This window comes from Amycolatopsis thermoflava N1165, from assembly GCF_000473265.1.
Classification (GTDB): Bacteria; Actinomycetota; Actinomycetes; order Mycobacteriales; family Pseudonocardiaceae; genus Amycolatopsis_E; species Amycolatopsis_E thermoflava.
In genome coordinates this window covers 5174406-5187512 of record NZ_KI421511.1, presented here as the reverse complement: position 1 = coordinate 5187512, position 13107 = coordinate 5174406, and the positions used below count along the sequence as shown (strand labels likewise).

Sequence of the window (13107 nt, the reverse complement as noted above, 5' to 3'; positions counted from 1 at the left end):
GCGTCAGGCGGCCTGGGCCACGGGGGTGGTGGCCGGCGCCAGCGCCAGGTCGAGGACCTCACGGACGTTCGACACCGGGTGCACGTCGAGCTGGGCCAGCACGTCCGCGGGGACGTCGTCCAGGTCCGGCTCGTTGCGCTGCGGGATGATCACGGTCTTGATCCCGGCCCGGTGCGCGGCCAGCAGCTTCTGCTTGACCCCGCCGATCGGCAGGACGCGGCCGGTCAGCGACACCTCACCGGTCATCGCCACGTCGGACCGCACCACGCGGCCGGACAGCAGCGACGCCAGCGCCGTGGTCATCGTGATCCCGGCGCTCGGCCCGTCCTTGGGCACCGCGCCGGCGGGCACGTGGACGTGCACGCCCCGGTCCTTCAGGTCGCCGACCGGGAGTTCCAGTTCGGCGCCGCGGGACCGCAGGTAGGACAGCGCGATCTGCACCGACTCCTTCATCACGTCACCCAGCTGCCCGGTGACCGTGAGCCCGGAGCTGCCCGACTCGGGATCGGCCAGCGACGCCTCGATGTAGAGGACGTCCCCGCCCGCGCCCGTGACGGCCAGGCCGGTCGCCACGCCCGGGGTCGCGGTCCGCTGCGTCGACGCGGGCAGCGCCGACTCCGGCAGGTGCCGCGGACGGCCGAGGTAGCCCTCCAGGTCCGCCGCGTCGACGGTCACCGGCAGGGTCGCCTCGTCCAGCGCGACCCTGGTCGCGATCTTGCGCAGCACCTTCGCGATGGTCCGGTTCGCGTTGCGCACGCCCGCCTCGCGGGTGTACTCGGCGGCGATCCGGCTCAGCGCCGCGTCGGTGAACCGCACGTCGTCCCGGCCCAGCCCGGCCCGCTCCAGCTCGCGCGGCAGCAGGTGGTCGCGGCCGATGACGACCTTTTCGTGCTCGGTGTAGCCGTCCAGCGTCACCAGCTCCATCCGGTCCAGCAGCGGGCCGGGGATGGTCTCCAGCGCGTTGGCCGTGGCGAGGAACACCACGTCCGACAGGTCCAGCTCCACCTCGAGGTAGTGGTCGCGGAACGTGTGGTTCTGCTCGGGGTCGAGGACCTCCAGCAGCGCCGCGGTCGGGTCGCCGCGGTAGTCGGCGCCCACCTTGTCCACCTCGTCCAGCAGGACGACCGGGTTCATCGAGCCGGCCTCCTTGATGGCGCGGACGATCCGGCCGGGCAGCGCGCCGACATAGGTGCGCCGGTGGCCGCGGATCTCCGCCTCGTCCCGGACACCGCCGAGCGCGACGCGGACGAACTTCCGGCCCATCGCCTTCGCGACCGACTCGCCGAGCGAGGTCTTGCCCACACCGGGAGGACCGACCAACGCCAGCACGGCTCCGGAGTGCCGCCCGCCGACCTGCCCCTGTCCGGCCTCGGCGCGCCGGGCGCGCACGGCCAGGTACTCGATGATGCGTTCCTTCACGTCGTCCAGGCCCGCGTGGTCGGCGTCGAGCACCGCCCGCGCCGCCGCGATGTCGTGGACGTCGGTGGTCCGGTCATTCCAGGGGAGCTCCAGGACCGTGTCCAGCCAGGTGCGGATCCAGCCGCCCTCCGGCGAGGCGTCGGAGGTGCGCTCCAGCTTGTCCACCTCGGCCAGCGCGGCCGTGCGGACGTGCTCGGGCAGGTCGGCCTGCTCCACGCGGGCGCGGTAGTCGTCCTGGTCGGCGGTGCCGTCCAGCTCGCCCAGCTCCTTGCGGATCGCCTCCAGCTGGCGGCGCAGCAGGAACTCCTTCTGCTGCTTCTCCATGCCCTCGGCGACGTCCTTGCGGATGGTGTCGGTCACCTCGAGCTCGGCCAGGTACTCCCGGCTCCACTCCAGCGCCTTCTCCAGCCGCGCCGCGACGTCGAGCGTGGCCAGCAGCTCCAGCTTCTGGTCGGTGCTCAGGAACGGCGAGTTGCCCGCGAGGTCGGCGACCGCGGACGGGTCCTCGACCTGCTGCACCGCGTCGATCATCTGCCAGCCGCCGCGCTGCTGGAGGATCGAGATCACGACGGTCTTGTACTCGGCGGCCAGCGTCCGGGCCTGGTCGCCGACGACCTCGGCGACCGGCTCGGCGTACACCCAGCGGGCGGCGCCGGCGCCGTCGCCGTTCTCGCCGACGCGGGCGCGCCGGGTGGCGCGCAGCAGGACGGCGGCCTTGCCACCGGGGATCCGGCCGACGCGCTCGATGGTCGCGACGGCGCCCAGTTCGGCGTACTCCCCGTGCACCCGCGGGACGATCAGGACCTCGGCCTGCGCAGACGGCAGCGACCGGATGCCCGGGAACGACGGCGTGCTCGGTGCCTTGCTCTGCGCGGAGTCGACCGCGGCGCGAGTCTCGGCGTCATCGAGCTCGAGCGGGACGATCATGCCGGGCAGCACGACGTCGTCGTCGAGGGGCAGTACGGGGAGGAGCCTGGTGTCGGTCATCTTGTTGCTCCCTACCTGGTTGAGTCTGCCTAGCTCAACTTTCTGGCGGCCGGGTTTGTTTCCGCAGGTAGTTCGCTTGCAGCGGACGGCTTCCGGGAATAAACCGGGGCACGTCCGGCAGTGGTTCCAGGTGCCAGGACTGAGATGATCGTCGCATTGCCGGAAACGTTTTCCCGGGTGTAACCGGCGAGACCACGCTCAGTCATCGGTTCGGGTAATCCCGATCTCGATTGAATCGCGATCAATGCGGAGGAGTGCAGCGCGACGGCTCGCGGCGAACTCGTCGTAGCCGGGCGTGGCGCTTAACACCGACTACCGGGAGCGATCACCGGAAAGATCCAGCTCACCCGTAAGTCTCCGCTGGTCACCGTAGTTGGCACGTTGTTAACTATGGGGTGATGTCATGGCGGCCGGAAAGAGGCTGAAGTACGCCCTCCGGGGTACAGTGATCCCCTCATTCGCACCGAGATCACCGTCTCGTGCGCGGGTGGGTTCAAGCGGGCGCGCTGGGGCGAATGGGTGGAAGGAGGTTGCATGCCGGACTCCGATGGCAGGCCTGACGGCCCCGTCCCGGCGGCAGCCGCCGGTTCTGGTGGTGCCGAGGCGCGGGCGGACGAGCGCCGCTTCCGGGTCTACACGCTGACCGTGTTCTCCGTCGGTGTGCTCACCGCCGCCGCCGTGTCGCTGTGGCTGCCGTTCGACGGCTCGGCGAAGCTGTGGTGGATCGGCCCGGTGCTGGCCCTGTCGTTCCTGCTCGCCGAGCAGCTCGGCATCAACGTCGACGTCCGGTCCGGCATCTCCTGGACCATTTCCTTCACCGAGATCCCGCTGGTCATCGGCTTCTTCGTGGCGCCGTTCGAAGTGGTGCTGGCGGCGCACCTGGTCGCCGGGATCAGCACGCTCGTGGTCCGCCGTGTCTCCGGGCGTGTGCTCTACAACGCCGGCGCGTTCCTGCTGGAGATCACCAGCGCGTTCGCCGTGGCCGGCCTGGTCGAGCGGATCATGGGCGCCACCGAGATGACGTGGCCCGCCGCGCTCGCCGGCACCCTGACCGCGCCGCTCACCAGCACGCTGCTGGCGCTGGCCGCCGTCCGGGTGCTGCGCCGCCGGATGCGGATCGGCACCGCGCTCCGGCTCACCGGCCGCATCCTGGTCGTCGGGTTCGTCAACGCCTCGGTCGGCCTGAGCGGCTACCTGGTGATCGCAGGCACGGCGAACGCGTGGCCGCTGGTGCTCGCCGTCTTCGCCGGGCTGTCCGCGCTCTACTGGGCCTACTCCGACCTGTTGCGCGAGCAGCGGGACATGGAAGCGCTCTCCGACGTCAGCCTGATGGTCGCGCGCTCCGGCCAGCAGGCCGCCGCGCGCCCGGCCAGCGGCGCGGACGACCTCGCGGCGGGCGTGAACGTCAGCGAGTGGGAGACGATCGCGGAGCGGATCAAGGACCAGCTCTCCGCGGGCCGCGTGGTCCTGCGGCTGCGCCTGGAGCCGACCGCGGACATGCGCGCCGTCGTCGCGGGGGAGCCGATGCCGTCGGCCGAACTACCCGCCGACGACCCGATGCTGCGGCTGCCCGGCTCGCACGTGCGGCACTTCCGCATCACCGAGGCCAACAGCGACATCGCCGCCGGACTGCTCAACCGGGGCGCGCAGGAGGCGCTGGTGGTGCCGCTGCGCAGCGCGAACCAGCTGCTCGGCGTGGTCGAGGCGCACGACAGGCTGTCCCGCTGGCGCGGCTTCGGCAAGTACGACGTCCAGTTGCTCGGCACGATGGCCAGCCACCTGGCGACCGCGCTGGACAACCGCCGCCTGCTCGCCACCCTGCGCCACGACGCCTACCACGACCCGCTGACCGGCCTGCTGAACCGGCCCGGCTTCCGCCAGGTCGCGCGCGAACCGCTGGCCGAGCACAGCGCGTCCGCCGACTCCGCGGTGCTGCGCATCGACCTGGACGTGTTCTCCGCGGTCAGCGACGCGCTCGGCTACGCGTGGGCGGACCGGATGGTCGTCGCCGCCGGCCGCCGCCTGCGTGACGCGCTCGGCCCGGACGTGCCGCTGGCCCGCCTGGAGGGCGCGTCGTTCGCGGCGCTGCTCACCGGCGTGCGCGGCCACGGCGTGCACGAGGCGGCCGAGCGGTTGCGCTCGCAGCTGTCCGTGCCGTACCCGGTCGACCGGCTGACGGTCGAGGCGAACGCGATGGTCGGCTACGCCTCCACGGCCGACGACGACACCCTCGACCCGGGCGACGTGGATGCCCTGCTGCAGCGGGCCGACGTCGCCGTGCGGGCCACCCGCGGTGGTGAGGAGGTCCGCGGGTACGTGCCCAGCATGGGCCAGATCTTCCTGCGCCGGTTCCAGATGGTCACCCAGTTCCGGCAGGCCATCGAGGAGGGCCAGGTCAGCGTCCACTACCAGCCGAAGGTGTCGCTGCCGAGCAAGCAGGTCCTCGGCGTGGAGGCGCTGGTGCGCTGGCAGCACCCCGAGTTCGGCCGGCTCGACCCGGACGAGTTCGTGCCCGCGGTCGAGGCCGCGGGCCTGGTCGGCGTGCTGACCGGGTTCGTGCTGGAGCAGTCGCTGATCCGCGTCCGCAAGTGGATGGACGAGGGGCTGCGGATCTCCGTCGCGGTCAACCTGTCCGTGCGCAACCTGGCCGACGAGGACTTCCCGGCGAAGGTCGTGGAGGCGCTGCGGAAGTTCGACGTGCCGCCCGAGCTGCTCACGTTCGAGCTGACCGAGTCCGGGGTGATGGCCGATCCGCAGAAGGCGCTGCCGATCCTGCGCGAGCTGCACGCGCACGGGATCGTGCTGGCGGTCGACGACTTCGGCACCGGCTACTCGTCGCTGGCCTACCTGCGGCAGCTGCCGGTGGACGAGGTCAAGATCGACAAGAGCTTCGTCCTCGGCATGGGCACGGACCTCGGCGACCTGGCGGTCGTCCGGTCGATCGTCGAGCTCGGCCACTCGCTGGGCCTCGCGGTCGTCGCGGAGGGCGTCGAGGAGGACGTCGCGCGGGACCAGCTGGAGGCGATGGGCTGCGACGTCGCCCAGGGCTACCTGATCTCCCGTCCGCTGGCCGAGGACCGCCTGGAGGCCTGGTTGCAGGCCCGGACGGCCCGGTCGGTGGGGCGCAAGATGGAGACGGTGCTGACGCTCCTGACCTAAAGGGGACCCCCCTGCGCGGCCCCTCCGGCGGACGATGTAATCTCTTCGAGGCTTCAACGTTCAGACGTTGGAACTCGCCCCAATAGCTCAGTCGGCAGAGCGTCTCCATGGTAAGGAGAAGGTCTACGGTTCGATTCCGTATTGGGGCTCGGTGGTCAGCAGGCCGCTCCGCTTCGGTGGGGGAGCCTGAAGGCCGGTCAAGGCGGTGTAGCTCAGTCGGTAGAGCAAGCGGCTCATAATCGCTGTGTCGCCGGTTCAAGTCCGGCCACCGCTACGCGGATGGGCGGACTATGCTCACGGAGCGCGTGAGCCTGATCCGCTTCGCCATTGCACCGGGGGTCGGACCCCCGGACCCCCGCCAGGGGGCTAGCCCCCTGGACCCCCACCCGGGGCGACTTGGGAGGTCAGGTCGCTTGTGGGGGTTTTCGTTGTGTAGAGAAAGGCTTTGCTGTGGCTGCCACCGACGTGCGACCGAAGATCACGCTGGCGTGCGAGGTCTGCAAGCACCGCAACTACATCACCAAGAAGAACCGGCGCAACGACCCGGATCGCCTGGAGATGAAGAAGTTCTGCCCGAACTGCGGTACGCACCGGGTTCACAAGGAAACCCGCTGACGCCAGCACCCCAGGTTTCGACGAAGGCCGCCCCGGACCACCGGGGCGGCCTTCGTGCTTTCCGTGCGCACGCGGGCGGTGGGTAGGCTGCTCGGGTGCCTTTGGACCCCTCGTTCGTCGGGCGGACGTACCCGCCGGACTCAACCTACGAAGTCGGCCGCGAGAAGATCCGCGAGTTCGCCGCCGCGATCGGTGACGCCAACCCGCTCTACACGGACCCGGAGGCGGCCCGCGCGGCCGGCTACCCGGACGTCATCGCGCCGCCCACCTTCCTCACGGTGATCAACCTCGACGCGATCAACGCCATCGCCGAGGACCCGGAGCTGGGGCTGGACTACAGCCGGATGGTGCACGGCGACCAGGCCTTCAGCTACACACGCCCGGTGCACGCCGGTGATCGGCTCCGCATCACCACGACGGTCGAGGACATCATGGCCAGGGCGGGCAACGACTTCCTGACCGTGCGCGGCGAGGTCGTCGACGCCGACGGTCAGCTCGTGTGCACGACGCGCGCGCAGCTCGTCGTGCGGGGAGAGGGGGCCTGATGGCGTACGAGAAGGGCACCGAGCTGCCGTCGCTGCAGGTGCACGTCACACGTGACCAGCTGGTCCGGTACGCGGGCGCGTCGCTGGACTTCAACCCGATCCACTGGAACGAGCGGTTCGCCAAGGAGGTCGGGCTCCCGGACGTGATCGCGCACGGGATGCTCACGATGGCGCTGGGCGGCCGTCTCGTCACGGACTGGCTCGGCGACCCGGGCAAGCTGGTCGAGTACAGCGTCCGCTTCACCAGGCCCGTCGTGGTCTCGCCGGAGGGCGCGGACGTCGAGTTCAGCGGCAAGGTCGCGGAGGTCCGCGAGGACGGCACCGCCCGCGTGGACATCACGGCCAAGTTCGACGGCAAGACGGTGCTCGGGAAGGCCCAGGCCGTCGTCCGCTGAGGTGCATCCCAAACTGGTACCGTAGTGGTATGACGAAGCAGATCGCCGTCCGTCTCCCCGACGACCTGGTGTCCTTCATCGACCACGTGGTGGAGGAGGGCGGCGCCGCGAGCCGTGCCGAGCTGGTGTTCCGCGCCCTGGAACGGGAGCGCCGGCGCCTGCTGACGGAGCGCGACATCGCCCTGCTCACGGGCGGCGTGCCGGACGATCTCGCCGGGATCGAGGAGCACGCCGCCCCGTTGGACGACCTGGACTGATGCGCCCGATCCACCTGGCCCGGCTCGACAAGGTCCGGCCGGTGCTGGTGCTGACCCGCGAACTGATCCGCCCGCACCTGACCCGCGTCACGATCGCCCCCGTCACGAGCACGATCCGCGGCCTGTCCACCGAGGTGCGGGTCGGCAGCCGCAACGGCCTGGACCACGAAAGCGTCGTCAGCTGCGACAACATCCAGACGATCCGCAAGTCGGCGTTGGGCAAGCAGATCGGCCGCCTGATGCCCGACCAGGAGCGCGAACTGACGGAAGCGATCCGCCTCGCCTTCGACCTCGACTGAGGACGCGCAGCGCCCTGAACAACAAGTAGCTGGGTGGTCATCCCGTCGCCTGACACCGGAACGATCACTTTGAGCCAGGCCCGCAACCCAGGCCGCCAGCGCGCGGCCGACAACGCAACCTTGCGGGCCTGGCTCAAAGTGATACCCACAAACCGCAGGCGACGGGATGACCACCCGGCGACCACCCACCCAAGGCGAGCCGAGGGACCCCCAGGTCATCCCGGAGCCTGCCCGTCCGGCGAGGACCATCTTTTGATCTTTAAAGCCGCACTCAGGCACACGAGCCGCGGCAGACGAGGTCAATCCACCAGATCCAGCACCACGTCCGCCATCCCACGTTCCCCGACCGCATTGGGATGCAGCTCCATCGCCGGCGAGGACGGCACCACGTCCTCGACCCACTTGACCCGCGCCTTCGCGCACATGTCCTTCCCCTTGGACGGCGTCGCAGTGTCCGCGTACCCGGCCTGGCCCGCCTTCGCCTCGCTGGCCAGCATCGAGTTCAGCCGCGCGAGCGAGGTCCGCAGGTAGGCCACGTCCTCGGGGCCGATGGGCAGGAACGGCCAGCACCCGTTCCCGTCCGGCAGCGCCGTCGGGTAGCCCACCACGATCACCTGCGCGCGTGGCGCTCGCTCGTGGATCGCGGTCAGCGCGGTCCGCACCTTCGTCGCCGTCGCGGTGATCCGCTCCGCCAGCTGGTCCCGCCCGCCGGCGGTCAGCCGCGGCTTGCACAGCGACACCGCGCGGTTGGTCGTCAGGCAGTCGCGGGCGAGGCTCACCAGCCCGATGTCGTTGCCGCCGATCCCGAGCGTCACCAGCGTCGTGTCCGGGGTGACCGCGTCCAGCTGCGGCGGGTTGACCCCGTCCGGCGTGGTCTGCGGCTCCGACAGGTGCTGCGTCGTCGCCCCGCCGCAGCTGACGTCGGCGAACGACACCGGCCGCAGCTCGGCGGCGACGAGGTGCGGGTAGTTGTTGTCCGACCGTCCGCAGCCCGGCGGCGTCCCGGCTGGCGCCCCGGTTCTCGGCGCCGACGTGTAGGAGTCGCCCAGCGCGACGTACCGGCCGGTGCCGGGGCCGATCACCGAACCAGGGGGCTTCGGCGGCGCGGTGGACTCGCCGCGGTCGCTGCGCCAGTACACGACACCGGCGGTCGCCGCCCCGACGAGCGCGGCCACCACCACCCCGATCAGCACCTTCTTCCCCACCCGCTACGGCTACCCCGAAAACGCCGAAGCGCCACTTCCGGCATGCGGAAGTGGCGCTTCGGTTGACTCGATCGGGTTACTTCGCCTCGGACAGCAGGGCCGCGATCCGCTCCACGCCCTCCACCAGGTCCGACTCGGCCAGCGCGTAGGAGAACCGGAAGTAGCCCGGCGTCCCGAACGCCTCGCCCGGCACCGCGGCCACGTCGGCCTCGCGCAGCATCAGGTCGGCCAGCTCCAGCGTGTCGGCCGGCTTCTCGCCGCGGATCTCCTTGCCGAGGAGCTCCTTGAACGACGGGTACGCGTAGAACGCGCCCTCCGGGGTCGGGCAGGTGACGCCCGGGATGTCGGAGAGCAGCGAGACGATCTTCTTGCGGCGGACGTCGAACGCGGCGCGCATCTCGGCGACCACGTCCAGCGGCCCCGCGACGGCGGCGAGCGCGGCCCGCTGTGCGACGTTCGACACGTTGCCGCACAGGTGCGACTGGTAGCTCGTCGCGGCCTTGATCACGTCCTTGGGGCCGGCGATCCAGCCCACGCGCCAGCCGGTCATCGAGTAGGTCTTGGCGACGCCGTTCAGCACCAGGGTCTGGTCGGCCAGCTCGGGCACCACGACCGGCATCGAGTGGTTCTCCACGCCGTCGTAGGTCAGGTGCTCGTAGATCTCGTCGGTGATCACCCAGATGCCGTGCTCGTGGGCCCACTTGCCGATGGCCTCGATCTGCTCGCGGCTGTAGACCGCGCCGGTCGGGTTGGACGGCGAGTTGAACAGCAGCACCTTGGTGCGGTCGGTGCGCGCGGCCTCCAGCTGCTCGACGGTGACCCGGTAGCCGGTCGACTCGTCGGCGGTGACCTGCACCGGCACCCCGCCGGCGAGCTTGATCGACTCGGGGTAGGTGGTCCAGTACGGCGCGAGCAGCAGGACCTCGTCGCCCGGGTCGCACAGCGTGGCGAAGGCGGAGTAGACGGCCTGCTTGCCGCCGTTGGTGACCAGGACCTGGCTGGGCTCGATGGCGAAGCCGGTGTCGCGCAGCGTCTTCGCCGCGATGGCCTCCTTCAGCTCGGGCAGGCCGCCGGCCGCGGTGTAACCGTGGTTGGCCCGGTCGTGGACGGCCTTCGCGGCCGCCTCGACGACGTAGTCGGGCGTGGGGAAGTCCGGCTGCCCCGCACCGAAGCCGATCACCGGGCGGCCCTGCGCCTTCAGCTCCTTCGCCTTCGCGTCGACGGCGAGGGTGGCCGACGGCGTGATGCCGGCGATCCGGGCCGAAATGCGGGAGCTGGCGGTGACGGTTGCGGGTGCGCTCATGGCCTTCATGTTCGCACGTCGCGTGTGTCGAGGAGCACGCGGGAGCCGTTCTGCGCCCCTCGGTTGCGGGCCCCTTCCGGGCTTGCCGTAGACTTCCGAACTTGGAACGTCCGGCGCCTGACCCCGCAGGGCATGCGGGGAGGGTCAAGGGCGTCCAGCGAGCGGCTGGATTGCTCGAAGGGGTGTAGCTCAATTGGCAGAGCAGCGGTCTCCAAAACCGCAGGTTGCAGGTTCAAGTCCTGTCACCCCTGCGTCGATGTAGGTGCCTTAGCGGAGGAGTGGTCGTGAGCGACAACGACGCCGGCGGCAAGGGCCAGGAGCAGGAGCCCAAGCGGGCTGCGCGTCCGGTCACGGCTGCGGCGCGGCGCGAACGTCGCGCCTCCGCGCGCCCTGCCGGCAAGGCGGCCAAGGACGGCGACAAGGCGCGTCCGTCGGGCAAGGCTTCGGCCGCGAGCCCGGTCACCGACGGCAAGGCCAAGGCGGGCGAGGTCAAGAAGGGTCGCGCGACCCCGAAGCGGACCCGCAAGGACAAGAAGCCGTCGCTGTTCGCGAGGCTGGTGCGGTTCATCCGCGAGGTGTGGGCCGAGCTGCGCAAGGTCATCTGGCCGACGCGCAAGCAGATGGTCACCTACACCACGGTCGTGCTGGTCTTCGTGGCCTTCATGGTCGCGCTGGTCTCGTTGCTGGACTTCGCGTTCCGCAAGGGCGTGTTCTGGCTGTTCGGCTGAGCGCGTCCCGCGGGCCGGCACGGACACGACAAGCGATCAAGTGAGAGGACGGAACGTGACCTCCGAGAACGGCGTCGCAGCCGGCGACGAGTACGACGAGCCGGTCGAGGCGGTGGCTGAGGACGAGGCCGTCGAGTCCGACCAGGACGCCGACGGCGCGGTCGCCGAACTCGACGCCGAGCCGGAAGAGGCCGCGGCCGACGACGAGCAGGCGGGCGACGAGGCGGCCGAGCCGGTCGCCGAAGCCGCGCCCGCCGAGGACGACGACGAGGACCCGGTCGAGAAGCTGCGCAAGGAGCTGCGCTCGCTCCCGGGCGACTGGTACGTCGTGCACTCCTACGCCGGGTACGAGAACAAGGTCAAGAACAACCTCGAGACCCGTACCCAGACGCTGGACGTCGAGGACTACATCTTCCAGATCGAGGTCCCGACCGAAGAGGTCACGCAGATCAAGAACGGCCAGCGCAAGGTCGTGCAGCAGAAGGTGCTGCCCGGCTACATCCTGGTCCGGATGGAGCTGAACGACGCCTCGTGGAGCGCGGTGCGCAACACGCCGGGTGTCACCGGGTTCGTCGGCGCGACCTCGAAGCCGTCGCCGCTGAGCATCGACGACGTGCTGAAGTTCCTGGCCCCGAAGGTCGAAAAGCCCGCCCCGGCGAAGGCCAAGGGCGAGGCCGCCTCGGCGGAGGCCGCGCTGGGCGCGCCCGCGGTCGAGGTCGACTTCGAGGTGGGCGAGTCGGTCACCGTCATGGACGGCCCGTTCGCGACGCTGCCCGCGACGATCAGCGAGGTCAACGCGGACGCGCAGAAGTTGAAGGTCCTGGTGTCGATCTTCGGCCGCGAGACGCCGGTCGAGCTGTCGTTCAACCAGGTCTCCAAGATCTGACGACCCAGTACACTGGATCGTTGGCCCTCGCGCGCAGGCAGGCGCGCGGGGTACTCGGTACTGAATAGGAACTAGGAATGCCACCCAAGAAGAAGAAGCTTGCAGCGATCATCAAGCTGCAGATTCAGGCGGGTGCCGCGAACCCGGCTCCGCCGGTCGGCCCCGCGCTGGGTCAGCACGGCGTCAACATCATGGAGTTCTGCAAGGCCTACAACGCCGCGACCGAGTCGCAGCGCGGCAACGTGGTGCCGGTCGAGATCTCCGTGTACGAAGACCGGTCGTTCGACTTCAAGCTGAAGACGCCGCCGGCCGCTCGGCTGCTGCTGAAGGCCGCGGGCATCGACAAGGGCTCGGCCGAGCCGCACAAGACCAAGGTCGCCAAGGTGACCTGGGACCAGGTGCGCGAGATCGCCGAGACCAAGAAGTCGGACCTGAACGCCAACGACATCGAGCAGGCCGCGAAGATCATCGCCGGCACCGCCCGGTCGATGGGCATCACGGTCGAATAGATCCGGTTTTCCCGGATGTGGGAGAGCCAGGCGCTGGCTCGTACCACAACTGATCCACTTTCTAGCTAAGGACAGACATGGCAAAGCGCAGCAAGGCTTACCGCCAGACGGCTGAGCAGATCGACCGCGAGCGGCTCTACGCCCCGCTCGAGGCCGTCAAGCTGGCGAAGGAGCTCTCCAAGTCCAAGATGGACGAGACGGTCGAGGTCGCGATGCGCCTCGGCGTCGACCCCCGCAAGGCCGACCAGATGGTCCGCGGCACCGTGAACCTGCCGCACGGTACCGGTAAGACCGTCCGCGTCATCGCGTTCGCCGTCGGCGACAAGGCCGCGCAGGCCGAGGCCGCCGGTGCGGACGCCGTCGGCAGCGACGACCTGATCGAGCGAATCCAGGGTGGCTGGCTCGACTTCGACGCCGCTGTCGCGACGCCGGACCAGATGGCGAAGGTCGGGCGCATCGCCCGCATCCTGGGCCCGCGTGGCCTGATGCCGAACCCGAAGAGCGGCACCGTGACGCCCGACGTGGCGAAGGCGGTCACCGAGATCAAGGGCGGCAAGATCGACTTCCGCGTCGACAAGCAGGCCAACCTGCACCTGGTGATCGGCAAGTCGTCGTTCGACGCCGAGAAGCTGGTGGAGAACTACGCGGCCGCCCTGGACGAGATCCTGCGGGCGAAGCCGTCCGCCGCGAAGGGCCGCTACATCAAGAAGGTGGTCGTCTCGACCACCATGGGGCGCGGCATCCCGGTCGACCCCGCCCGGACGCGCAACCTCCTCGCCGAGGACGCGACCGTCTGACGT

At 70.2% G+C, this 13107-nt stretch carries 13 protein-coding genes and 3 tRNA genes; 13 read left to right on the top strand and 3 right to left on the bottom strand.

Going from position 1 to position 13107, the window contains the following annotated elements:
* Positions 1-3: 3 nt before the first annotated feature.
* Positions 4-2406, bottom strand: coding sequence for an endopeptidase La (gene lon, locus AMYTH_RS0125550; RefSeq protein WP_027932649.1), 2403 nt, complete (start codon positions 2404-2406; stop codon positions 4-6).
* Between the two features lie 534 nt (positions 2407-2940).
* On the opposite strand from lon, the gene AMYTH_RS0125545 reads away from it, so the two are divergent.
* The 8 genes from AMYTH_RS0125545 to AMYTH_RS0125510 all read left to right on the top strand — a co-directional run bounded on the left by AMYTH_RS0125545 (position 2941) and on the right by AMYTH_RS0125510 (position 7676).
* The gene (locus tag AMYTH_RS0125545; RefSeq protein ID WP_027932648.1) at positions 2941-5565 is read left to right on the top strand and encodes a putative bifunctional diguanylate cyclase/phosphodiesterase; all 2625 of its coding nucleotides are present in this window, start codon (positions 2941-2943) and stop codon (positions 5563-5565) included.
* A 76-nt stretch (positions 5566-5641) separates the two neighbouring features.
* Positions 5642-5714, top strand: a tRNA-Thr gene (locus tag AMYTH_RS0125540).
* 52 nt (positions 5715-5766) lie between these two features.
* Positions 5767-5839, top strand: a tRNA-Met gene (locus AMYTH_RS0125535).
* Between the two features lie 176 nt (positions 5840-6015).
* Entirely contained in the window at positions 6016-6180 is a 165-nt protein-coding gene (rpmG, locus tag AMYTH_RS0125530; protein ID WP_005453176.1) for a 50S ribosomal protein L33, read from the top strand.
* Between the two features lie 95 nt (positions 6181-6275).
* On the top strand, positions 6276-6725 hold the full coding sequence (locus AMYTH_RS0125525; protein WP_026153753.1) for a MaoC family dehydratase N-terminal domain-containing protein: 450 nt from the start codon (positions 6276-6278) through the stop codon (positions 6723-6725).
* Positions 6725-7120: a MaoC family dehydratase gene (locus AMYTH_RS0125520; RefSeq protein ID WP_027932647.1), complete on the top strand. Its 396-nt coding sequence runs from the start codon at positions 6725-6727 to the stop codon at positions 7118-7120. Before AMYTH_RS0125525 ends, AMYTH_RS0125520 begins: the two co-directional genes overlap by 1 nt.
* Before the next feature lie 29 nt (positions 7121-7149).
* On the top strand, positions 7150-7377 hold the full coding sequence (locus AMYTH_RS0125515; RefSeq protein ID WP_017986574.1) for a ribbon-helix-helix domain-containing protein: 228 nt from the start codon (positions 7150-7152) through the stop codon (positions 7375-7377).
* Positions 7377-7676, top strand: coding sequence for a type II toxin-antitoxin system PemK/MazF family toxin (locus AMYTH_RS0125510; RefSeq protein WP_027932646.1), 300 nt, complete (start codon positions 7377-7379; stop codon positions 7674-7676). The genes AMYTH_RS0125515 and AMYTH_RS0125510 overlap by 1 nt, the downstream gene beginning before the upstream one ends.
* 299 nt (positions 7677-7975) lie before the next feature.
* Here the strand turns inward: AMYTH_RS0125510 and AMYTH_RS0125505 are convergent, their stop codons facing one another.
* Together AMYTH_RS0125505 and AMYTH_RS0125500 are read right to left on the bottom strand one after the other, a co-directional pair.
* Positions 7976-8881, bottom strand: coding sequence for an SGNH/GDSL hydrolase family protein (locus AMYTH_RS0125505; RefSeq protein ID WP_027932645.1), 906 nt, complete (start codon positions 8879-8881; stop codon positions 7976-7978).
* 76 nt (positions 8882-8957) lie between these two features.
* A complete protein-coding gene (locus AMYTH_RS0125500) occupies positions 8958-10184 on the bottom strand; it encodes a pyridoxal phosphate-dependent aminotransferase (RefSeq protein ID WP_027932644.1) in 1227 nt (408 codons plus the stop codon).
* 178 nt (positions 10185-10362) lie between these two features.
* Here AMYTH_RS0125500 and AMYTH_RS0125495 point away from each other — a divergent pair.
* From AMYTH_RS0125495 to rplA, 5 genes are all read left to right on the top strand, one after another.
* Positions 10363-10435, top strand: a tRNA-Trp gene (locus tag AMYTH_RS0125495).
* Positions 10436-10462: 27 nt separating this feature from the next.
* Positions 10463-10912 (top strand): preprotein translocase subunit SecE, encoded by a 450-nt coding sequence (secE, locus tag AMYTH_RS0125490; protein WP_020417540.1) that lies wholly within the window; start codon positions 10463-10465, stop codon positions 10910-10912.
* 55 nt (positions 10913-10967) lie between these two features.
* Positions 10968-11798 (top strand): transcription termination/antitermination protein NusG, encoded by an 831-nt coding sequence (nusG, locus tag AMYTH_RS0125485; protein ID WP_027932643.1) that lies wholly within the window; start codon positions 10968-10970, stop codon positions 11796-11798.
* 77 nt (positions 11799-11875) lie between these two features.
* Complete coding sequence (rplK, locus tag AMYTH_RS0125480; RefSeq protein ID WP_017986580.1) at positions 11876-12307, top strand: 50S ribosomal protein L11; 432 nt, start codon at positions 11876-11878, stop codon at positions 12305-12307.
* A 77-nt stretch (positions 12308-12384) separates the two neighbouring features.
* Positions 12385-13104, top strand: coding sequence for a 50S ribosomal protein L1 (rplA, locus tag AMYTH_RS0125475; RefSeq protein ID WP_027932642.1), 720 nt, complete (start codon positions 12385-12387; stop codon positions 13102-13104).
* Positions 13105-13107 lie beyond the last annotated feature (3 nt).